Raw genomic sequence first — 22,371 nt, forward strand, 5'->3', positions numbered from 1 at the left:
ACTAATTGCAAAATTTTAGCGCATCGGTGCAAAAAGTAAACTCTTTATTTACGCCATTTTCATTAGATTTAATGATTTTTGATGGTGGTAGTATCAAATTGCCCTGTACACCATCACACCCTAGGTATTCAAGTATTTCTAAAGTCTCGGTTTTTTCAATTAAACAGGCTAAAACTTTAATACCAAAACCATGGCAAATATTGTTAACGGTTTGAATATAAAATTGGCTTTGTGGGTTAGTTACTAAATCTTGAATATAACTACCATCAATTTTAACGTACTCAATATCCAGCCCTTGTAAATACCTAAACGATGTTAAGCTAGTACCAAAGTGTTCAATACACACATTAATGCCCAGCTCTTTTATTGCATCTATATGTAACGATGCAACATGCACGTTATACAATAAGCTTATTTCGTGCAGCTCAAATAGCAAGTTAGTTTTTATAACTGGCTTAGTGTGCGAATAAAGAGTAAGCCATTCTATAAAGTCAGTTGAGTACAAAGATGCCTTACTAATATTTAGGGCAAACACTTCATTTGGGTATTGCTCTTTAATATCTACAAAATTACGTATAATTTTTTTATCAAGTTCTTCGGTTAAATTTAACTTTTCGGCCATTGCAAATAAGTGGCCATTATTTACTTTTTCGCCATCATGAATAAAGTGTGCAAATACCTCAAAGTAACATTGAGAGTGAGCCTTATTGGCTTGTTTTACTGGCTGTACCGAAAAGCTTACTTCACCGGCATTTATAATCGACTTAATAAGAGTACGCCATTGATTTACGCTAAATAGCGATTCTTTATCATCGCAGTTTATGGTGCTGTCTTCGCCAATGGTGCAACCGGTATCAAGTAACGAGAGTACTTCGCCTACACTCACACCTTGTTCAACGGCAACTATGGCTAAATTTGCGTAGCCATTTATGTGCAAGCTGTTTTCTTTTTGGCTTAATTTATCACTCAGATCTAAACGGGCTTTATTTAAAAATAACACGTCATAAGGGGCAAGTAACACAAACGTGCCACCGTTTAACCTAAATACAGTTGAGTTTGGTAATTCTTCTGCAGCATGTTTAAGTATTTTAGCTGCATCAAGCACATGCTGATCGCCATCTTGGTAGCTTACTATTTGGTTTATATTATTTAATGAGGGCAGGGTAAGCATCATTGCAGTAATGGGCGCATCGTCTGAAATATTATTGACCACAGAGTTAAAGTGGTTTTCAAACGACTTACGGTTACCTAGCCCAGTTAACGAATCTATATAAACTTCTTCGGTAAGTGCCTGAGTTTGTTTGGTCAGTGAATCAAACGTACTTTGTAAGTTTATAACCATGTTATTAATGGCTTGGGTTACGGTACGAAGCTCCCGCGCTACCGGAATTTCCTTATTTAAGGTAAAACGTTTGCGAGTGACTAGAGTGGCTTGGTCTTCTACGGCTTTTAATGGCTTAAATACGGCGCGTAAAATTAAAAACGCAATAGCGAGTGATGCAGCTAAAAGTAAAAACGAGCTATATAAACTGCGTAATGTGTGCTGCCACAAGGTTAAATACGACTGCCCAGTATGGCTGGTTACATTAAGTGTGCCTGCCATCATCCAGCCGTTATTAATTTCAGAGTGCATAGTAGGCGCACTCAATTCAACCGCACTAATAAACCAAGTAGGCACAGATTCAACGCGTTTAGGGTTTTGTAACTCAAATACTATGTTGTTTTGCACATCAGTAAATTTAATTTCACTGTAGTAACCAGAGTCGAAAATAGCGGTTGCCATCGTTTGTGCAATCATTAGGCTATCGTCTTCTAAATAGGGAGAGATAGAAAGCCCTAAACTGGTGGCAGTGTCTTGCGCGTGGCTGGCCATTTGCGTTTGTAAGTAATTACGAGTTGTGTCTACGTCGGTAATAACACGCGCGCAAAATGAAATGATCGAAATTAAAATGATCAAGCCATATACTTGGGTCTTTAAACTCAATCCATATTTAAAAATTCGAGACATAACTACTAGTTCCTTTGTTGTTACCACCATTAGCGGGCGCAAGCTCACCTTGTTCAATTCGTTCTAGCATAGTGTTCCAAGCAGAAACCCCACGGCTATTTTTAACCTTATTACCTAAACCTTTCGATTTGGCTAACCACAAGCCTTGGCCATTAAAACTATATATAGGTTTTAAATCGCCACGATTACTAGCAGGCACTAGTTTAGTATTAAAATTATCGAGCACCAGCGGTATTTGATTGGGTTGTTCAAAGTATATCAACACCATGTGTGGTTGGTTAACCGTACGTTGGCGCACATACATAAAACGTATCTTATCTTCTGGGATGCCTAAAGCGATTAAAGTAAAGTATTTAGCAATTACATAATCTTCACAGTCACCCATACCTACCCCTAAACTTTCGAGTGGGGTGGCCCAGTAATCTTTTTTTTGCCAAAGATCGTCATCGGTTTTGTACTTTATATGCTTATTAAAAAAGTCATTAACTAAATGAATTTTTTGCCATTCGCTTTTATCGGCAGAGTCATCAATAAAGCTCAGCCAGTTTTTTATTCGTTGATGGCCAGCATCACCGTAAAACTGTTTGGCACGGGAAATTATATCGCTGTTACGCAAATGTAAAAGCATGTCTTGTGCACAAGCAAAAAAAGACACTAATATAATGATGCAAATTCCAACGCGCACAAAGCCCATCCCTAAAAAGTTAACGAAGTAATTATATTCTCATTAAAACTAAAATGATAGGTTATAAAAAAAGCATCAATATATTAATTAACAGCTTTGCAACATAAAACAATCAAAAAGACTGCTTTTTATATTGAGCGATTGTATGGCTTGTGTATAATAGCCGCCCATATGGATGGTAGCGCTTAAAATCTTTGCTTAATTTGGCAAAAACATCAACAAGTGACTACAGAACAAAAAAGTAACAATAAAAGGAATTGAAGTGAAAGTATTAAAAGCAGTCTTGCCTGTTGCAGGCTTGGGTACGCGCATGCTGCCAGCTACCAAAGCAACGCCTAAGGAAATGCTTCCACTAGTCGATAAACCTCTCATTCAATACGTTGTTAACGAAGCAGTAAAAGCCGGTATTAAAGAAATTATACTGGTTACCCATGCTTCTAAAAACGCAATAGAAAATCATTTTGATACCAGCTTTGAGCTAGAAGCCACTCTAGAAGCTCGCGTAAAACGCAGCTTGCTAGAAGAAGTTCGCTCAATAATCCCGCGAGATGTAAGTATTATTTCTGTTCGCCAATCTGCGCCATTAGGTTTAGGCCACGCAATACTTGAAACTTGGCCAATCATTGGCAACAACCCATTCGCTATTTTATTGCCAGACGTAATTATCGATCAATATAAGTCAAACCTTAAGATTGATAACTTAGCACAAATGATCGCCCGATTTGAGCGCACTCAACATAATCAAATTATGGTTGAACCTGTACCACATGAAGAAGTGCACAACTACGGTGTGGTTGATTTGGCGGGTGAATATATTGCGCCTGGCGAAAATGCAACCATTACTAATATGGTTGAAAAGCCAGACAACGACGATGCGCCAAGCAATTTAGCCATAACAGGGCGTTATGTTGTATCACCCGCTATTTGGGATTTACTCGAATTTACGCCTCCAGGGGCTGGCGGCGAAATACAGTTAACAGATGCATTACTGCAGTTACGCCATCTTGAAACAATTGAAGCGTACCATTTAAAAGGTAAGTCACACGACTGTGGCTCAAAACTAGGTTACATGCTCGCAAACGTAGAATACGCAATGCAATCAAGCCTAATGGGTGAAGAATTTACAAAGCGCGTTAAGCAATTAATGGCAAATGCATAAAGCTATGCAAAATCGGTTAATAAAAAATTAAGGGAAATCATGGCTATTAAAGTATTAAGTATTTTTGGTACACGACCTGAAGCAATAAAAATGGCGCCGCTAGTTAAAGCACTCAATGCAGCTGAAGGCATTGACGCTAAAGTATGTGTTACTGCACAGCATCGTGAAATGCTTGACCAAGTTTTAGCCCTTTTTGAAATTGTACCCGAGTACGACTTAAATATTATGAAACCTGGCCAAAGCTTATACGATGTAACAACAAATATTTTGTTAGGTTTAAAACCTATCCTCGAAGAGTTTAAACCAGACTTAGTGCTTGTTCATGGTGATACCAGTACTACGTTATCTGCAAGTTTAGCGGCGTTTTATCAGCAAATTCCAGTAGGGCACGTAGAAGCGGGTTTACGCACCGGTAACTTAAGTTCACCCTGGCCAGAGGAAGGTAACCGCAAACTCACTGGGGCAATTACAAAACTGCATTTTGCACCAACGCAAACATCGCAGCAAAACTTACTAAACGAAGCAATAAATGCTGACGATATCGTAATTACTGGTAACACCGTTATTGACGCATTATTACAAGTGGTTGATAAAGTAAAAACCGACACCGCTTTAATTTCAACTCTAAAAGCTAAATTTCCAGAACTCGATGAAACTAAAAAGCTTATTTTAGTTACAGGGCACCGCCGTGAGAGCTTTGGTGGCGGTTTTGAGCGAATTTGTGAGGCATTGGTAGAAATTGCAACTGCGCACCCAGATACACAAATTTTGTACCCAATGCATTTAAACCCTAATGTACGCGAACCAGTAAATCGCATATTAAAAAATGTTGATAATGTGCATTTAATCGAGCCGCAAGACTACCTACCATTTGTGTACTTAATGAATCAAGCTCACATAATCGTAACCGACTCAGGTGGTGTTCAAGAAGAAGCGCCAAGCTTAGGTAAACCTGTACTTGTTATGCGTGACACCACAGAACGCCCAGAAGCGGTAGAAGCAGGTACAGTTAAACTAGTAGGCACAGATAAAGTTCGCATAGTGAATGAAGTTAATAACTTACTCACTAACGCTCAAGAATATCAGTCAATGAGCCGTGCACATAACCCTTATGGTGATGGTAAAGCGTGTGAACGCATTGTGGCTAAAATTAAGCAACACTTTAAAGATTAAAATAAAGTTTAAAACTTTTTCAAGGATTTAGTAATGACAATTAAAACAGTTTCAGTTGTTGGTTTAGGCTACATAGGTTTACCAACTGCGGCGGTTATTGCATCGCGCGGTATGAAAGTAATTGGTTTAGACGTAAGCGAAAAAGCAGTTAATACCATTAATGCCGGTGAAATACACATAGTAGAGCCTGATCTCGACATAATTGTACGTGGCGTAGTATCTACTGGTAACTTAAGAGCGACTACAACGCCAGAAAAAGCCGACGCGTTTATGGTAGCTGTACCTACACCATTTATTCACAGCGAAAGTGGTAACCACAGTGCAGACTTAAGCTATATTGAATCGGCTGCAAAAATGATTGCCCCAGTGCTTGAAAAAGGTAACTTAGTTATTTTAGAAAGCACCTCACCTGTAGGTGCAACAGAGCAACTAGCCGCTTGGTTAAGTGAAGCGCGCCCTGACTTAACGTTTCCACAAGATAAAGGTGATGCCGCCGACATCAATGTTGCTCATTGCCCTGAGCGTGTATTACCTGGCTATGTATTACAAGAGTTAGTGTCAAACGACCGTGTAATAGGCGGTATGAGCAAAGCATGTAGCGAAAAAGCTGTTAAGTTATACGAAACTTTCGTGCGCGGCGAGTGTATTATTACCAATGCTCGTACTGCTGAAATGGCTAAGTTAACCGAAAACTCATTTCGCGACGTAAACATTGCCTTTGCCAATGAATTGTCAGTCATTTGTGACAAATTAAAAATTAATGTGTGGGAGCTTATTAAGCTTGCTAATCGTCACCCGCGTGTAAATATTTTAAACCCAGGCCCAGGTGTTGGCGGCCACTGTATTGCGGTTGATCCTTGGTTTATTGTTGCAAGTTGCCCAGACGAAGCAAAAATAATTAAACAAGCACGCTTAACTAACGACGCAAAACCATTTTACGTAATTGAAAAAGTAGCAAAAGCCGCTGATGAATTTAAACGTCCAGTTATTGCATGTTTAGGTCTTTCATTTAAAGCTGATATTGACGATCTTCGTGAGAGCCCGGCATTAAATATTGTTGAAGAATTAGCAGCAAAAAATATAGGTGAAATACTTGCTGTAGAGCCAAACATTTCAGAGCTACCAGCTAACCTAGCAGATAAAAATGTGAGTTTAGTGTCGTTAGAAAGCGCACTGGAGCAAGCAAATGTCGTTGTAGTATTAGTTGATCATAAACAATTTAAAGCTGCAGATAAAACAGAGTTTGCATCAAAAGTTGTTATCGATACCCGCGGGATTTTGTAAAATGGAAAAATATAGTAAATATGATGGCGTAATATGCTTTGCTGGCGAGGATTGGTGGTATCACAATCATGGCCACTTTGATATGAAGGTTATGGAATGCCTATCAAAAGATAAAAAAATATTATTTGTGAATTCCGTTGGCATGAGGGTGCCAACAATAGGAAAGTCTTCGAAGATTTTAAATAAAATAATTCGCAAACTAAAAAGCATTGCAAAAGGGGCTGTTAAAGTTAGCGACAATTTTTTTGTTTATTCACCATTCTACTTACCAGGTAAAAGTTCTGAAAAATTATCAGCTTTTTTATTGAAGATTCAAATAAAGTGGCACGCAAAACAACTAGGTATGAGCAATCCGCTTATTTGGGTAGTTACACCAACAGTTTCTAAAACAGCACTTGAATTATCAAAAGATGTTATTTATCAGAGAACTGATAAGAATGAAGAGTTAAGTGATGGTGATTTTGAATATATAAAGCAGCACGTTAAATTATTGCAAAAAAGTGCGATGCTAACTATATACTCCTCAAATGAATTAAAAAATAGCGAAGAGCTTAGCTGTAAAAAAGCTTTACACATTTCGCATGGCATTGCAGATGTATTTTTTGATAAACGAAGCTACAATTTAAAAAATGAATTGAACAATGATAATGCGAAAAAAGTACTGTTTGTAGGAGCAATTGACTCACATACATTCGATATTAAATTGTTATTAAAAGCTGCAGAACAACATTCACATGTTAACTTTTACCTTGTTGGTGATGTGAGCTTAGATAATGATATAAGTTTACCATCAAACGTGATTTTTTTAGGTAAAAAGGAACAGGAAGAGATACCTTCGTATCTTAATAAAGCAGATGTGCTTGCAATGTATTGGTTGCAAAACGATTGGATAAAATATTGTAGCCCGATTAAATTTAAAGAGTATTTATCAGCAGGAAAACCGATTGTTTCTACTCAATTTAGTGATTGTTATGAATTTGAAAGCAAAGCTGTTTATATTTCTAATTGTCATGACACATTTCTGAAAAATTTGTCATTAGCTTTAAACACAAACATTACGGATAAGCAAAATATGGCAGTCCATACTTGGTCAAATAAAACTAATGACATTATAAAGGCCATAAATGAAATATAAGTTATTAGTTGCACTGGTTGATCAATTTGCCTTTTCAATTTCTAGTTTCTTATTTTTTCTGTACATGGCTAAATTTTCTACTATTGAAAGTCTTGGAATATTCTCTATATGTATTGCTTTAGCTGTTTTTTTTCAAGGTGTGCAAAGAAATCTGATAATCATACCAATGATGACATCAAAGTTTTCATATTCACTTAATAAAAGTAGCTACTTTTACTCACTATCATTTATAGCGAGCCTAATAGCATCTTTGTTTGCTTTATTAGTGTTTTATGTATATTCATTGTTTTCAGAAGTAAAATTAATTATTAATTCCGGGTTTATATTTTTATATGTAATATTTTCTTGGTATTACGAATATAAAAAAAGAACGGCTTGGTTGTTACTCAATTATAATAAAATATTGTGGAGCGTTTTTTTTCTAATTTTTAGCTTAGTGATCTTAAGTTGGTTACTTATTGAAAGTGATTTCATCAGTTATAGTTACCCTCTATCACTTTTATTTGCTTCACTGCCCTTTGGTAAAAAAGAAAAGCTATACAATATTTCTTGTTTAAAAATTATAAAGCGTTTCAAATCAAAACAATATGAAGTGTGTGGAGGTTTTCTGTATGGTTTCTATAATAATTTCTTAATAATATTTGCAGGTGCTTTACTGGGGCCTGTTGCCGCAGGTGTTTATGCTGTTGCTAGAAACTTATTACAACCAGTGCAAGTCTTGATAAGTGCAATTGACTCATTTGATAAAAAAGATTTAGCAAAAAGATATTACAGTAATGGTTTAAAAGCTTTAAGAGTATCAATATTTAAAGCAACTTTGATTTGTATTTCACTTTCCTTAACTTACTATTTACTGGTTGTTTATAATTATAGCATTATCAATTCTATTATTTTTCAGGGCAAGTTTGATGATTTAGAATATCTTATCACATTGTGCTTACTCGCTTATACAGCCATGATATTTGGCCACTTTTTAGAGAACGGTTTATATATTTGTAGTCTTGGAAAAAACATGTTCACTAACCGTTTTTTTGCAAGTGTACTTGCCTTAATAACTCTTTTTTTTACAAACAACTATATGGGATATTTTGCTGTGCCATTTGCAATGTTGATAGGCTGGCTAGTGATTATTGTACTTACTTTGCGACTTTTAATACTTAAAGACAATCATGAAAATTAAACTATCACCTAAATTTGCATTTTATTTATACGCTATTTTGATTTTTATAACGTTGTCATCTTTTCGTAATCGAGGTGTTGAGTCTACAGGATTTGATATACAAATATTAATAAAAGTCATCGTTTGGTCATTTTGTGGTTTGATGGGCTTTGTCTATTGGAAGGCATTAGGTTATAAAATTAAATGCAATTATCAGTCGCTTATAATTATGTTTTCGTTATACATATTTGCAACTTCCCCATTTTCGCCAGCAGGTTTATATTCCGTTGTGACGTCATTTGTATTTGTTTGTTTTGCTACTTTTTATATATATTTATTCACAGTGCTAGACAAAGAACATGTGCTTAAGGCGTTTGTTATTGGAACATCATCTTTAGTAGTTTTGTCATTAGTAGCTACTGTAGCAAGTCCGGATCTTGTGTACCAAGAATATTGGAATGACTTAGGTTACATAGAAGGCGTTCGTTTTAAAGGGCTTACAACTAATGCTAATTCGCTAGGACAGCTTGCTGCAGTAACTTTATTTATTGTTCTAGTGATGAGGAAAAGTATATTTAGAAAAAAAAATATCAATATATGTCTACTTATATTCACATTGTTTTGTATTTTAATATTTAGTCAAAGTAGAACATCTTTGCTGGCATTGTTGTTGGCTTTATCTTACGTTTTTTTCTATCGTCGTTTTGCTTTTTTTTATACAGCTACATATTTTACATTTTGTTTTATAACCGTTATTTACTTTACGGAGTTGTATAAATATCTTTTGCCTAGCTTGTCACGTAGTGGCAGTGTTGATGAGCTATTTACCTTTACAGGACGAACCTTAATTTGGGAGGTTGTTTGGGAGCTAATTAAAGAAAGCCCCTACTTTGGCTATGGCTACGCTTCTTCTAAGGTAATCATACCGCTTAATTTTGAAACAAGCTGGGGCTGGACAACTGTAAATAGTCATTCATTTATGCTGCAGCTTTTACTTTCTACTGGCTTTATTGGGTCACTACCAATATTCCTGTTAATTAGTTTCCAATTCTATCGTTTACTTACTTTTAAAGGCCGCTTATCGTCTGCGCTTTTTGTTTTTGTACTTGTTACAGGTATCTTAGAAAGTGGTGCAATTGGTCCCATACCAAACTTTATGACACTAGTCTGGTTATTATCAATATTCTTAATATATTACGAAAAAACTTAAAGGAATTCTAAATGAAGCAAGTTACTCAAACTCTAAGAACCGGGATCGTTCAAGTTAATGAGGTCCCAGTACCAACGCTAACGGACTCATTTGTACTTGTAAGAAATGCTGTTTCAGTTATTAGTGCCGGTACTGAAAAAACTAAAATTGACATGGGTAAAAAGAATTTATTACAAAAAGCTAAAGCGCGGCCCGATTTAGTCAAACAAGTACTACAAAAAATACAAACTGAAGGATTAAAGAAAACCCTGCAAACGGTAAAGTCGCGGTTAGAATCACCATCTCCTTTGGGTTATAGCTGCGCCGGCGAAGTTGTAGCTGCCGGTGGACTAGTTGAAGGAATTCAACCGGGTGATCGTGTAGCATGTGGTGGCGCTGATTATGCCAATCATGCTGAGTTTGTAACTATTCCTAAAAACCTTGTTGTTAAAATACCTGATTCGGTCACCGATGAAGAAGCAGCCTTTACCACAGTTGGCTCTATTGCGATGCAAGGAGTACGTTTAGCTGAACCGAAATTAGGCGAAACCTTTTTAGTATTAGGTTTAGGATTACTTGGCCAAATTGCAGTGCAATTGTTGCGTGCTAATGGCTGTAATGTAATTGCTACCGATTTAGATGCTAGTTTAGTAAAACAAGCTGAAGATTTTGGTGCTGTAGGTGCAGGCCCAGGTTCTAATGTCGAGTCGCTTTGTAAAGAATTAACCTCAGGTCATGGTGTAGACGGTGTATTAGTATGTGCGGGCACACCAAGTAATCAGCCGATTGAGTTATGTGGTGCTGTAACACGTGAAAAAGGTCGCGTTGTGGTAGTAGGTGCTGTGCGTATGGATATTCCTCGTGAAGATTACTTCAAAAAAGAAATTAGTGTGGTGATTTCGCGCTCGTATGGCCCTGGCCGTTATGATCCGTTTTATGAAGAAAATGGTAATGATTACCCATTTGGTTATGTGCGTTTTACAGAGCAGCGTAATATGCAGACCTTTTTAGAGTTAGTAGGTCAAGGTAAGGTTGATGTTAAGTCATTAATTACGCATCGTTTTATGGTTGATCAAGCGGCAGATGCGTATCAGTTAATTGAAGGCGCCAAAACTGAACCTTATTTGGGCATAGTAATGCAGTACGCTGCAGGTACTGATATCTTAAATAAAGCGTCTCGTATTACAACTAACACCAAGGCAATCCGTAAAAACAAACTGGGCATTTCATTTTTTGGAGCAGGGAATTACGCTACCGCAAGTTTATTACCGCCGTTGGCTGATAAAAATAATGTTGAGTTTATAGGCTTAGTAACAGCTAGTGGCCGCACGGCGCAAGGTGTGGCAAAACAATTTAGTTTTGCATTTTGTACTGCTGAATTTAATGAGATTTTAACTCAAGATACCGATGCAATTATGGTAACAACACGCCATGATACGCACGCATCATCGGTTGTTGCTGCCATTAATGCTAACAAACACGTGTATGTTGAAAAACCAATTGCGCTTACCGTTGAAGAGCTTACTCAAATTCAACTTGCAAAATTAGCTAATAATATAAAAAGTAATACTAGCCAAGTGATGGTTGGTTTTAACCGCCGCTTTGCGCCATCTACCCAAGACGTAATTGAGCATTTTAGTGGTGTAAAAACGCCTTTAGTGGTCAGTATTCGTGTTAACTCTGGTAGTATTCCTGCTGATCATTGGATTCAAGATGTAAAAACCGGTGGTGGCCGCGTGATTGGTGAAGGTTGCCATTTTGTTGATTTAGCTTCTGCACTTGTTGGCAGCAACCCTAAAACTGTGACGGCAATTGGTACTGCAAAAGCTAATAAATCGGCGGTACTTAACGATAACGTGGTGATTAGCTTAACATTTGAAAATGGTAGTGTTGCGACCATTGTTTATACTGCAGATGGCTCAAAAGCCATGCAAAAAGAATATGTTGAAGTTTTTGGTGGTGGCCATAGTGCAGTGATTAATGACTTTAAAGAAGCGGTTTTATATTCGGGCGATTCAAAGCAAGAAATCAAAAAGCAAATGGCGCAAGATAAAGGTCAAAAAGCGATGTTAAACGCTTGGTTAGCGGGTTTAACATCAGGTGTGCCATGTGTTAGTTATGACTGTTTAATGAGTAATAGTTTAGCAACTATTTTGGCGGTTGAGTCATTAGCTTTGGGCACGACACTAAACGTCGATTTATCCATTCTTGAGCAATAATAGCGGGTAATCACTTTATTATTATGAACATAGAGCAAATTAATCCAGCACTGTTAAAAGACGCGCAAAGAAATGATTATGCAGGCCAAGACCCGTTTGATGGCTTAAACAGTTCGCTATTTAAGTTAGCACCGAGTTTAAAAAACGGCCTGTTTGGTTTGGTGTGGATACAACTTCATAAACGTTTAGCCATTAATTTAAGGCCATTGTTTGGCATACCTAAAATGCGCAATCCTAAAGGGATTGGTTTGTTTATTTTAGGTTTGCTTGAAGATTATAAATCCACAGGCCAAAACGATTATTTGCAAGAGGCAATAAAATTGGCAGATTGGTTACTGACCCAGCAAAGTGATAAATCTATTTGGCAGCATAGTTGTTGGGGTTATCACTTTGATTGGAATGCTCGTGCGTTTTTTGTACCAAAAGGTAAGCCAAACGTTATTACTACTATATACGTAGCACAGGCTCTATACGCGTTGAGTGAAATTACCAAAGACAAAAAATATTCAGAACCTGCAATTGATAGTGCGCATTTTATTGTAAAAACATTATATAAAGAATGTGATGGCAGGCAGTTTTTTGGTTATATACCGGGTGAGACTGCATTTGTACATAATGCCAGCCTTTGGGGCGCTGCATGGGTTGCAAAAGTTGCCGTGCTGACTAACAACCAACATTACAAACAGCTTGCTTTAAATGCTGCAAGGCAGTCGGTAAGCGAACAGGGATTTGATGGCTCATGGGTATATGGTGCTCGCCATCATCACCAGTTTATCGATGGCTTTCATACTGGTTATAACCTAGAAGCGTTGCGCTTATTGAGTGATGAGTTGCAAATTGATGAGTTTGAATCGGCAATTGCAAAAGGTCTTACTTATTATAAAACACATTTGTTTGAGCAAGATGGCACCGCAAAATATTATAATAATAATCGCTACCCACTCGATATGCACAGTGTATCGCAAGCTGTTTTTACGTTACTAAAAGTAGGTAAAACGCCAGATGACTTTTCGATGGCCGAAAAAGTAATAAGCCGTGCTATTCAAACCCTATATATGCCTAAAAAGCAGCGTTTTATTTATCAAAAAAACAAGTACTTCACCAATAAGGTTGACTATGTGCGTTGGACACAAGCATGGGTATATTATTCGTTTGCTTATTTTAATAGACAAAAAATTGAACAGCGCTAAAAATGCAGTTATTGAACAACTTTAAAAACGGACTTAAAAATGAAACGTATTGAATTTTTAAAAGCACCCATGGATATTGCCACCATGCAAGAGACGGTGTCTTTTATTGAAAGTAGAATTGAGCAAAAGCAGTTTTTACAACATGTTGTGGTTAATGTAGCCAAAATAGTAAATATGCAAAAAGACCCTGTTTTAGCTGAGTCGGTTAAAGCGTGTGAGGTAATTAATATTGATGGTATGGGTGTAGTGTTTGGTGCGCGTTTTTTAGGGCACCATGTGCCAGAGCGTGTTGCTGGGGTTGACCTGTTTCATGAATTATTAGCAATGAGCGCCAAGCGAGACTTTCCTGTGTTTTTATTGGGTGCCACCGAAGAGGTAGTAAGCAAAACAGTGGAAGTGGTTAAAGCACAAAACCCAAGTTTAAACATAGCAGGTTATAACGATGGCTACTTTTGGGATGATGAAGAGGCCATTGTCACTAAAATCCACGAATCGGGCGCTAAGTTATTATTTGTTGCGATTACCTCACCTAAAAAAGAAAACTTCATTAATAAATGGCAAGACAAGCTTGGTGTAGACTTTGTAATGGGTGTTGGCGGTACGTTCGATGTTGTAGCAGGTAAAGTAAAGCGTGCACCAAAGTGGATGCAAAAAGCTGGCCTCGAATGGCTTTACAGGGTATTACAAGAGCCAGGAAGAATGTGGAAACGATATTTAGTTACAAACTCTAAGTTTGCTTTGTTATTACTAAAAAGTAAATTTTTAACGCGCTAGAAATAGGTAATTTAAGGATGAAATGTGAATAGTTTAAAGCGTTATATATATATGCTATCAGATAGGGCCAGAGCAAGAAGGGCTGAGCTGTTCAATAAACACTTTGATATTAGCCTAGATACAAAGATTTTGGATCTGGGTTCAGAGTCAGGAGATAATATAGCTAAAGTTTTAGAAGGCTGTAACTATTCTGCAAGCAATGTTTATGTTGCTGACATTGCAAAAGACCAAGTTTCGAAAGCTCACAAAGTATATGGCTTCAATCCAGTAGTTATCAATGCAGAAGGGGAGTTACCGTTTCCAGATGAATATTTTGATATCGTTTATTGCTCCTCAGTTTTAGAACATGTAACAGTAGATAAAAAATTTGTATGGAGTATTGTCTCGGGTAAAGAATTTAAACGCAAAGCAAGCAAGAACCAGCTAATTTTTTCTAATGAAATAAAGCGTATTGGTAAGCAATATTTTGTGCAAACACCAAACAAAAATTTTCTAATTGAAAGCCATAGTTGGTTACCCTTAGCTTCTCATCTACCTAGGTGTATATTGATCCGCCTACTAAAGTTTACAAATTCATTTTGGATAAAAAAAACAACACCGGATTGGCATTTGTTGACATCTCATGAATTACAGTCTCTTTTTGAAGATTCTATAATTGAATGTGAAAAATATTTGGCTATCACTAAATCCATCATTGCAATAAAATCAGCTAAAAATAAAAACTAAGTTAAGATGCTTAATATAAAGTCAGTCAAAGTTTAAACCTGGTTTTACAGATAGATTAAATGTTTTGCATAAAATCTAGTGTCAGTTGAACTTCCAGTGTTGAAATTTGTTTAATTTAAGTGTGGTTTAATCGTGGGGTTTGCTTTGTAACTTAGTGGATTAAGTAAAAATGAAGCGACAAAAAGTAAAACGCCCAAAAAACCTTCTGTGTTGAATAAAGTTTCATATTTAAACCATTGACATGACGGTTAATATCATACATTTCAACTACTCTAGCAGAGAGAGTAATCAAATCAAATCGAATACTATTTTTAAGTTTATCATAAGATGATCTTTATTATCCTATTCAACTTTATTATGTAAAAGGAAATGAATACAGATATAACTATAGCCACTATTGTCATTGCTGTACCTTTAAAGTCTGTAATGTACCGTAATGAAGACAATACAAAGGAGTGTATAAAGTATATAGCTGATGAATATAAGGCTATGCTTTTTGTTTTACCTTCCGTATATTTTTTTTGAAAATAAATAAAAATTAGAGGGCATATAAACATAAGAGATAGGTAGTTATCAAAAGCATCATCGCTACCAGATGCATTAAGGTTAATAAAAGACTCTATAATCAAAAGTATAATGCCAAAAATAATACCAATGATAATGTGCGTATTCGAATAAAGGTTGTCAAGTGAATGTTTATTTATTAAGAAACCAGTACAGAAAAAAGGAAATGATAGAAAAATAAAATTACGATGGATCCAAGTTGTGTTTAAAATTTCATCAATGTTCGAGTTCTTAAATATGTGATAATTACCACTGTATTGAATTATGACACCAATGAGAAAAGTTAATACAATTAATCCGAACATGGGCAGAGTATGAATGTTTTTTAAAAGCATCAAAAGCAAAGCCGCACCGACAAGGCCCGATATATACCAAAGGTGATGGTACCCTATGATTGAAGTTATGAGTATATTAGCAATTGGTTCCGATTTTAAATAAGGTATTACAAACCAGATGGGCGCATAAAAAGCCATCCATACCAAGTAAAGGATAGTAATTTTTTTTAACCAAGTTACCTGAGTATTATTGACTAACGAAGAATAAAAATAATAACCATTTATAATGAAAAAAATAGGTACGGCGATCCTGAATACACCATTTACAAATAAAAATTCTGCTGACTTACTATAGTCACTTAAAAAACCAGCGTGTAAGCCTAAAACCATAAGTGCCATCGCCAGTTTAAGTATGTCAAGAGATATATTTCTTTTCAAGTAACTATTCCTTGTAAACTCTAATATTATTTTCACTTTACAATTAATAATTAGCAAATACTACTTAATAAATAAAAATATAAAACAACTTAAAGGTTAACCATTTGTTAACATTTTATGGTCATTTAGTGTTACTCCCTCTCTTTCTATATCTTTTATTTTAATATAAGTTACTGATTTTAAGTTTTATCCTTTTTTAAATCTATAATAATTGGTACTTTCGTAGTGTTTTTTATTCCTTTTGGTTTCGTTTGTATATATAATAATCTCAAGATATCTAGTGAAAACTAATTTTCATTATACAAATGACTAAAATTTGGTGCCTACGATGCACTTTTCATTTTCGAGGGATAAAATGACAAATTCATTACTAAAACTTAAAAAGCTAAGCGCAGTGATCGCGCTTACTTTAGCTAGTTCTACAACACTAGCTTCAGACTTAGGCGTAGCCAATAATTTTTCAGCATTTGTTTTTGAAGATTTCAAATCGAATTTTGGCCGTGCAGATGGTGCTATTGCTGCAGGTGAAATTGACCTTAAAGGCTATAGCGTAGGTTACACTCGCCCTTACAGCCCAGAAGAATATTACCTAATTAGTGAATCTACCATCGATTTTAAATACGGTCGCCAATACGTAGGCAGTATGATAGCCGGTGGTGGTACTGATATTCACTGGAGTGTTCGCTGGGGTATGGAGTGGGGTTCTAAAATCCTATCTAACCAAGATCTATCGGCACTGCCATTTAACTTTGATGAGCAAGAACAATACTACAAAGATTTAAGCTCAGAACTCACTGAACTAGACGAAACAGGTACAGTTTATCGTAAATGGGGCGGCCTGTATTTACAAGGTGATGGCAGTTCAGATAGGCAAGTATTTAATTTAGATGCTCGTGATTTTGCCAAAGCGCATACTTTTAAAGTATGGGGTATTCCTGCTGATGCAACAGTAATTTTTAATATTACGGGCGATGATAATGTAAATGTAAAAGGTAAAAGTTTTTGGCGCTTACGCCACCATGCAAGTAAAACCGTATTTAACTTCGCTAATGCACAAAAGCTCGATATTAAAGGCAACCGTTGGCAAGGTGTAATATTAGCACCACATGCTGATATTAGAGGTGTTTACGGTACCGCTAAAATGCCAATTGTTGGTCAAAGTTTTTATGGCTCTATGGCATTGTTGGGTGGCGAATTTAATGGTGATTTACCATCAGTTGCAAAGCCAATCGCCCCATTTAGAATGCAACAAAAGTGGCAATGGAATACAAGTGACTTCTTGCCTGAGTCAAATCAAGTTATAACTGCGCCAGTTACTGCGCAATTAAATGATGATAATGGCGATGGTATTATTGACAATAACGATGTTGCAGATGTTTTGATATCTTCTTTTATAAGAAATACTGAGGCTGGTATCCTCAGAGCTCTAAACGGTAAAAATGGTACTGAGTTATGGTCATATTCAACAGGAGCTATTTCTGTAGATGCAGGTTATACAAGCGCCGTTGCAGATATTGATAACGACGGAATTGTTGAAATCATAGCTACCGATACGTTATCAAACTCAATTAAAATAGTTAATTATAAAGGCGAATTAATCAAGTTAATTGAAAAGAAAACAGCTAATTTGATTAAAAGTAATGTTGCTTTATCTGATGTTAACAATGATGGGCAAATTGATATTTTAGCAGGTGATGGTGTTTACAGCATCAATGGAGATCTTTTATATTCTTATCTATGGACCCCTAGCCCTATAGCGGTTGATATTAATGATGATGGTTACCAAGAAGTTGTTGCTGATAGAAGTGTTCTTGATATAAACGGAGTGCCATTGTGGTCATTTGGAACCTACTTTAGATCTTGGTTCTCATCTGTTGGAAATTTCGATGAAGATGATGAGCCAGAGATTCTAGTTTCGATACCAAATTATAATACTTCTAGAAATAGTCTAACGTTATTTGAGTCTGACGGTAACATTAAGTGGGAGTTGTCCAACTTAGATAATATTGGTGGAGGTGTTCAATCTATCTCATCTTTCTTTGAAGGTGGTAAAATAGGAATTGTTTATTCAGGTTATCTTTCAGTTGATATGTATAATGCCAATGGTGAGCTTGTATGGTCAGTAGTTAATGATGATGAGTTTAGCGGTAAAATTGGAGTAAATGCATATGACTTTAATGGTGATGGCATTGATGAAGTAATTGTTCAGGATCACTATAAAGTAAGAGTTTTAAATAGTATCAACGGTGAAATGTTATCAAGCATTCCAAATTCATCAGCTACACTTTGGGAATACCCTATAGTCGTTGACCTCGAAGGTGATAATAATGCTGAGCTGATTACTGTATCTAATAATTACGATAGTCGCTATAGTATTAACAATGGTGTAACTGTGTATGGTACAGCCGATAGCAGTAAACCTTGGAAAAATGCAACTCGTATTTGGAACCAGCACTCGTACCACCAAACAAACATTAACCAAGATGGCACAGTACCTACGGTAGAGTTGCCAAGCTGGTTAAATAACAATACTTATCGCTCTAGTACGTTAAAATAAAAAGTACTTTTAGCAAATAAAAAGCCAATTAAGTTTTAATTGGCTTTTTATTATTAAATAGTTGTTTAAAATAATTGGCAATTAGTAATCACGTTGAATTTGAGGTTTTTTTGTCGAACTTACAGCAAGACCCCGCTATTAGAAGTTTACTGGAGAGAATGCCTAAAAACATTCAAACTACGTTTACCGATGAACAGTTAGCGCATTTAAAAGTAGCTATTGGCGCTAGGCAGTGGGGTAATCATGCTATTGATTGTAGAGGTGTAGTTAAGTTTTTTAAATACCGTTATTACTATGTTTTTTTAGCAGGGCGAAACAGGCGTGAATTAAGCATAAAAGAGCAAAAAATAGCAAGCTTTACTCAAGCGCTTATTTTAAGTACGACGGTTACTTTTATTATTTTGTTTATATTGCTGGTTTTATATTTACTTAAATCGGCATTGGGAATTGATATTTTTTCAGGTTATTCGTTTGGGATTTGGAGTTGGTTTAAAGGGTTATTTAATTAAACCTAAATAAAATGTGAGTATTTTTTTGATACTTAATGAACAAAACAAGAGTTAGCTCAAAAGTTATAAACATGAATTTTAGTACTTTTGTCGGAATCAGTAATTGAACAAAATTGGCTAATACTATATTATCCCCGTGGATTTTGTGGGGCGTTACTCACACTGAATTAGCTATAAGGAATTAAGCGAAATGACATATCCAAGGACTTTTAAACCCTCAGGTTCCTCTGATGCCAATTTTTACCGATTGTTTGATATATTTGCGTTATTTTTAGCGTTTCAGTGCGCAGCCCTTCTTTACAATTTTAAACTTACCCCTATTTATGCCGCTTCAGCGCTAACCGTTGCATTGAGTTACTTGTACAGTGCCGAGGTTTTCTCAACTTATCGCTCTTGGCGGGCAGGTAAGTTTAAAAGCATGGTGATGTGTGCTTGGGGTAGTGTGGTGATTGCTTTTGCATTTTTATTGGTTGTTTCTTTTTTATTTAAATTTACCGAGTCGCTTTCTCGTGTAGGTATAACCATTTGGTTTATTTTAAGCGTAGTATATTTATATATCTGGCGTTTGGGTGTGTATTTGTACAAGCGCAATCGCCGGAAATTAGGCTTATCGCAACGTAATGTTGCCATTATTGGTGCTACCGAATCTGCTGCCTATTTACATGCTGAAATTACAAAACACGACGAATTAGGATTTAACTTTAAAGGCTTTTACGACGACAGAAACCCTGAACGCCTGTTTGAACAACTTGAGCAACAAGGTATTGAGGGTCGTATTCAAAGTGCGGTAGATGCTGCGCGCAACGGCGAAATAGACATACTTTACATTGCATTGCCTATGAAAGCACAAAAACGTATAGCCGATATTTTATTACAGCTAGGCGATACTACCGTAGATGTGCATATAGTGCCCGATTTTTTACTCTCAAACTTAATACATGCTCGTATTGAACATGTGGGCGATGTAGACACGCTAAGCGTGTTTGAGGCGCCTTGTATTGGTGCTCACGAATTTATAAAACGCACTGAAGATATAGTAGTTTCAGCTATTATTGTTACTTTAATTACCCCCTTACTACTAACGATTGCTGCCGCAATAAAGCTGACATCTAAAGGGCCTATTATTTTTAAGCAAGACCGCTATGGCTTAGATGGCCGAAAAATAAAAGTGTGGAAGTTCCGCTCGATGACGGTAACCGAAAACAGCGATGTGGTAACTCAGGCCACAAAAAACGATGCACGTATTACCCCATTAGGTGGTTTTTTACGCCGTACTAGCCTCGATGAACTGCCACAATTTATCAATGTTTTAAAAGGCGATATGTCTATTGTTGGGCCAAGGCCGCATGCGGTTGCCCACAACGAAGAATACCGAAAAAAAGTAGAGTTTTATATGTTTAGGCATAAAACCAAACCGGGTATTACTGGTTGGGCACAAATTAACGGCTGGCGCGGCGAAACCGATACTCTCGATAAAATGGCCAAGCGAGTTGAATACGACTTACATTACATTAAACATTGGTCTTTATGGTTTGATGTTAAAATAATTTTTATGACAATTTTTAAGGGATTTAAAAGTGAAAATGCATACTAATAAAATTACATCTTTAGTTGTAGCATTAGGGCTCTCTGCTCCTGTTGTTGCTGTTGAGCTACCCGTAGGTAGTATTATTACCAAAGATGGCGCTGAGGTTACACCTACGCTACAGCTAGGCGTAAGCAGCAACGACAACTTTTTTATGACACCGTCGGCCACTCAGTCACGTTTAATATGGAATGTAGCGCCAAGTTTAAATACATTAATTGAAGATGGCCCAGACAGCTATAAATTTGATATTGCCTCAAGCACGTCGTTTCATAATAAAGACACCACCGATAACTTTACACAGGTTAATATTGGGGCAGGTGTACATAAAGAGTTTACCAGTCAACACCGCCTTGATGTAATAGGCGATAGTGACTGGCTATATGAGCCGCGCGGTGCAGGCTTAACCGAAGGCCAAGGCAGTGCCATAAATGAGCTGGTGCATTATCAGCAGCAAAGTTTAAACGCTCGTTACGAATACGGCGCATTAAGTTCAAAGGCGCAGCTTGCTTTAATAACGGGTTACTATAATAAAAATTATCAAAACTTTACGGCAATCTCGCAATTCCGAGATTACGATAAGCCGATGCTAGGTATTATTGGTTATTATAATACTCAAGCAGGCACGCGGGCATTTTTAGAAGTAAAGCAAGAAAACTACCATTATGATGTAATTGACTCAAATGGAATTACCCGTGACTCAGATGACGTAAAAGTATTATTAGGTATGGAGTGGGAAGCCACTGCCATTACTACTGGCTCGTTTAAAGTGGGTTATCAAAATAAAGATTTTGAGTCAAACCTACGTGATAACTTTAGCGGTTTAAGCTGGGAAGCTGCTGCTGTTTGGAAGCCATTAACCTATACAACGTTACAACTGGTTACTAGCCGTGCCGCTAAAGACCCTTTATTAGAAGGCGATTACATTCGCGAGAGTGTTTATGGTGCTACGTGGCAACATGAATGGAGCGACTATTTAAGCTCGGTAGTAAGTGCTAATTACATAGATCAAAAGTACTCGGGTAACTTTAATCGAAAAGACAAAGTTAAAAATGCTCGCTTAGGCTTAAATTATTTAGCCACAAATTTTGGCATGGTTAGTGGTTATGTAGACTTTATAGACCGTGATTCTACTAGGGCGGATATTGAGTTTGACCGTGTAATAGTCGGCCTTAATTTTACATTTGCATTAAAGAGTAATAAATGAAGGTTAAAATTTTAATAGCTTTAATATTTATATTGAGCTTTTGTAGTTTTGCCAATGATTCGCAAAACTACATTTTAGGGGCCGGTGATAAAATAGAAATAAAAGTATTTGGTCAGCCTGATTTAGATGTAACCTCACTGCTTGGCAATAGCGGTGAAATTAATTACCCATTTTTAGGTAAAGTTAAACTAGTGGGTTTAAGTGTTTCGCAAGTTGAGCAAACCATAAGCGAAGGCTTACAGCCTGATTATTTAGTAAACCCTAATGTGTATGCGCAAGTAGTCGAATATCGCCCATTTTATATACATGGTGAAGTTAAAGAGCCTGGGGCTTACCCTTATCAACCCGCTATGACGGTGAACCAAGCAATAGCATTAGCCGGTGGATTAACCGAGCGTGCTTCGGTTGATAAAATTTATATTTTTAAAGAGCAAACCAAACAGCAGCAACAAAAGGGTAGTTTAAACAGCCAAATTGCAGCGGGTGACACCATAAAAATAGAACAGCGCTTGTTTTAAGCAGTTTAAGGCAGTAA

18 protein-coding genes are annotated in these 22,371 nt (G+C 36.6%); 15 read left to right on the top strand and 3 right to left on the bottom strand.

Translation table 11 applies throughout. The features are described from left to right. Position 1: 1 nt before the first annotated feature. Entirely contained in the window at positions 2 to 2,008 is a 2,007-nt protein-coding gene (locus B1F84_RS06130; RefSeq protein WP_131690869.1) for an EAL domain-containing protein, read from the bottom strand. Continuing rightward, the gene (locus tag B1F84_RS06135) at positions 1,992 to 2,693 is read right to left on the bottom strand and encodes a transglutaminase-like cysteine peptidase (RefSeq protein WP_131690870.1); all 702 of its coding nucleotides are present in this window, start codon (positions 2,691 to 2,693) and stop codon (positions 1,992 to 1,994) included. Before B1F84_RS06135 ends, B1F84_RS06130 begins: the two co-directional genes overlap by 17 nt. 262 nt (positions 2,694 to 2,955) lie before the next feature. Here B1F84_RS06135 and galU point away from each other — a divergent pair, with 262 nt between their 5' ends. The 10 genes from galU to B1F84_RS06185 are packed head-to-tail and all read left to right on the top strand — an operon-like array spanning position 2,956 to position 14,701. Continuing rightward, the gene (gene galU / locus B1F84_RS06140; RefSeq protein ID WP_131690871.1) at positions 2,956 to 3,852 is read left to right on the top strand and encodes a UTP--glucose-1-phosphate uridylyltransferase GalU; all 897 of its coding nucleotides are present in this window, start codon (positions 2,956 to 2,958) and stop codon (positions 3,850 to 3,852) included. A gap of 39 nt (positions 3,853 to 3,891) precedes the next feature. Continuing rightward, the gene (wecB, locus tag B1F84_RS06145; protein ID WP_131690872.1) at positions 3,892 to 5,025 is read left to right on the top strand and encodes a UDP-N-acetylglucosamine 2-epimerase (non-hydrolyzing); all 1,134 of its coding nucleotides are present in this window, start codon (positions 3,892 to 3,894) and stop codon (positions 5,023 to 5,025) included. 33 nt (positions 5,026 to 5,058) lie between these two features. Then, the gene (gene wecC, locus B1F84_RS06150) at positions 5,059 to 6,309 is read left to right on the top strand and encodes a UDP-N-acetyl-D-mannosamine dehydrogenase (RefSeq protein WP_036982954.1); all 1,251 of its coding nucleotides are present in this window, start codon (positions 5,059 to 5,061) and stop codon (positions 6,307 to 6,309) included. A gap of 1 nt (position 6,310) precedes the next feature. Then, the gene (locus B1F84_RS06155) at positions 6,311 to 7,444 is read left to right on the top strand and encodes a glycosyltransferase (RefSeq protein WP_131690873.1); all 1,134 of its coding nucleotides are present in this window, start codon (positions 6,311 to 6,313) and stop codon (positions 7,442 to 7,444) included. After that, positions 7,434 to 8,624 (top strand): hypothetical protein, encoded by a 1,191-nt coding sequence (locus B1F84_RS06160; RefSeq protein WP_131690874.1) that lies wholly within the window; start codon positions 7,434 to 7,436, stop codon positions 8,622 to 8,624. Before B1F84_RS06155 ends, B1F84_RS06160 begins: the two co-directional genes overlap by 11 nt. Continuing rightward, positions 8,614 to 9,813, top strand: coding sequence for an O-antigen ligase family protein (locus B1F84_RS06165; RefSeq protein WP_205988841.1), 1,200 nt, complete (start codon positions 8,614 to 8,616; stop codon positions 9,811 to 9,813). Before B1F84_RS06160 ends, B1F84_RS06165 begins: the two co-directional genes overlap by 11 nt. 11 nt (positions 9,814 to 9,824) lie before the next feature. Further along, positions 9,825 to 12,011: a bi-domain-containing oxidoreductase gene (locus B1F84_RS06170; protein WP_131690875.1), complete on the top strand. Its 2,187-nt coding sequence runs from the start codon at positions 9,825 to 9,827 to the stop codon at positions 12,009 to 12,011. Between the two features lie 23 nt (positions 12,012 to 12,034). Next, the gene (locus B1F84_RS06175) at positions 12,035 to 13,201 is read left to right on the top strand and encodes an aspartate-semialdehyde dehydrogenase (RefSeq protein WP_165489678.1); all 1,167 of its coding nucleotides are present in this window, start codon (positions 12,035 to 12,037) and stop codon (positions 13,199 to 13,201) included. 39 nt (positions 13,202 to 13,240) lie between these two features. After that, a complete protein-coding gene (locus B1F84_RS06180) occupies positions 13,241 to 13,975 on the top strand; it encodes a WecB/TagA/CpsF family glycosyltransferase (protein ID WP_131690877.1) in 735 nt (244 codons plus the stop codon). A gap of 24 nt (positions 13,976 to 13,999) precedes the next feature. Beyond that, positions 14,000 to 14,701, top strand: a complete 702-nt coding sequence (locus tag B1F84_RS06185) for a class I SAM-dependent methyltransferase (protein WP_131690878.1) — start codon at positions 14,000 to 14,002, stop codon at positions 14,699 to 14,701. A gap of 320 nt (positions 14,702 to 15,021) precedes the next feature. Here B1F84_RS06185 and B1F84_RS06190 read toward each other — a convergent pair whose 3' ends face one another. Next, positions 15,022 to 15,978, bottom strand: coding sequence for an acyltransferase family protein (locus B1F84_RS06190; protein WP_131690879.1), 957 nt, complete (start codon positions 15,976 to 15,978; stop codon positions 15,022 to 15,024). Between the two features lie 355 nt (positions 15,979 to 16,333). Here B1F84_RS06190 and B1F84_RS06195 point away from each other — a divergent pair, with 355 nt between their 5' ends. The 5 genes from B1F84_RS06195 (at position 16,334) to B1F84_RS06215 (ending at position 22,354) form a co-directional block, all read left to right on the top strand. Beyond that, entirely contained in the window at positions 16,334 to 18,535 is a 2,202-nt protein-coding gene (locus tag B1F84_RS06195) for a choice-of-anchor A family protein (protein ID WP_131690880.1), read from the top strand. A gap of 158 nt (positions 18,536 to 18,693) precedes the next feature. Beyond that, the gene (locus B1F84_RS06200; protein ID WP_240702017.1) at positions 18,694 to 19,044 is read left to right on the top strand and encodes a 3-phosphoshikimate 1-carboxyvinyltransferase; all 351 of its coding nucleotides are present in this window, start codon (positions 18,694 to 18,696) and stop codon (positions 19,042 to 19,044) included. 190 nt (positions 19,045 to 19,234) lie between these two features. Then, positions 19,235 to 20,638, top strand: coding sequence for an undecaprenyl-phosphate glucose phosphotransferase (locus B1F84_RS06205; protein ID WP_131690882.1), 1,404 nt, complete (start codon positions 19,235 to 19,237; stop codon positions 20,636 to 20,638). Continuing rightward, positions 20,622 to 21,836 carry an outer membrane beta-barrel protein gene (locus B1F84_RS06210; RefSeq protein WP_131690883.1) on the top strand — a complete coding sequence of 405 codons (1,215 nt, stop codon included), beginning with the start codon at positions 20,622 to 20,624 and terminating at the stop codon, positions 21,834 to 21,836. The genes B1F84_RS06205 and B1F84_RS06210 overlap by 17 nt, the downstream gene beginning before the upstream one ends. Next, on the top strand, positions 21,833 to 22,354 hold the full coding sequence (locus tag B1F84_RS06215; RefSeq protein ID WP_131690884.1) for a polysaccharide biosynthesis/export family protein: 522 nt from the start codon (positions 21,833 to 21,835) through the stop codon (positions 22,352 to 22,354). Before B1F84_RS06210 ends, B1F84_RS06215 begins: the two co-directional genes overlap by 4 nt. Positions 22,355 to 22,371 lie beyond the last annotated feature (17 nt).

This window comes from Pseudoalteromonas sp. DL-6 (assembly GCF_004328665.1).
Taxonomy (GTDB): domain Bacteria; phylum Pseudomonadota; class Gammaproteobacteria; order Enterobacterales; family Alteromonadaceae; genus Pseudoalteromonas.

Excerpts from the sequence above, each read along its gene's own strand:
- B1F84_RS06205 (WP_131690882.1), top strand. The coding sequence starts at position 19,235 with ATGACATATCCAAGGACTTTTAAACCCTCAGGTTCCTCTGATGCCAAT.
- B1F84_RS06160 (WP_131690874.1), top strand. The coding sequence starts at position 7,434 with ATGAAATATAAGTTATTAGTTGCACTGGTTGATCAATTTGCCTTTTCA.
- B1F84_RS06130 (WP_131690869.1), bottom strand. The coding sequence starts at position 2,008 with ATGTCTCGAATTTTTAAATATGGATTGAGTTTAAAGACCCAAGTATAT.
- B1F84_RS06215 (WP_131690884.1), top strand. The coding sequence starts at position 21,833 with ATGAAGGTTAAAATTTTAATAGCTTTAATATTTATATTGAGCTTTTGT.
- wecC (WP_036982954.1), top strand. The coding sequence starts at position 5,059 with ATGACAATTAAAACAGTTTCAGTTGTTGGTTTAGGCTACATAGGTTTA.
- wecB (WP_131690872.1), top strand. The coding sequence starts at position 3,892 with ATGGCTATTAAAGTATTAAGTATTTTTGGTACACGACCTGAAGCAATA.
- B1F84_RS06165 (WP_205988841.1), top strand. The coding sequence starts at position 8,614 with ATGAAAATTAAACTATCACCTAAATTTGCATTTTATTTATACGCTATT.
- B1F84_RS06180 (WP_131690877.1), top strand. The coding sequence starts at position 13,241 with ATGAAACGTATTGAATTTTTAAAAGCACCCATGGATATTGCCACCATG.
- B1F84_RS06155 (WP_131690873.1), top strand. The coding sequence starts at position 6,311 with ATGGAAAAATATAGTAAATATGATGGCGTAATATGCTTTGCTGGCGAG.
- B1F84_RS06200 (WP_240702017.1), top strand. The coding sequence starts at position 18,694 with ATGCCTAAAAACATTCAAACTACGTTTACCGATGAACAGTTAGCGCAT.
- B1F84_RS06195 (WP_131690880.1), top strand. The coding sequence starts at position 16,334 with ATGACAAATTCATTACTAAAACTTAAAAAGCTAAGCGCAGTGATCGCG.
- B1F84_RS06170 (WP_131690875.1), top strand. The coding sequence starts at position 9,825 with ATGAAGCAAGTTACTCAAACTCTAAGAACCGGGATCGTTCAAGTTAAT.
- B1F84_RS06175 (WP_165489678.1), top strand. The coding sequence starts at position 12,035 with ATGAACATAGAGCAAATTAATCCAGCACTGTTAAAAGACGCGCAAAGA.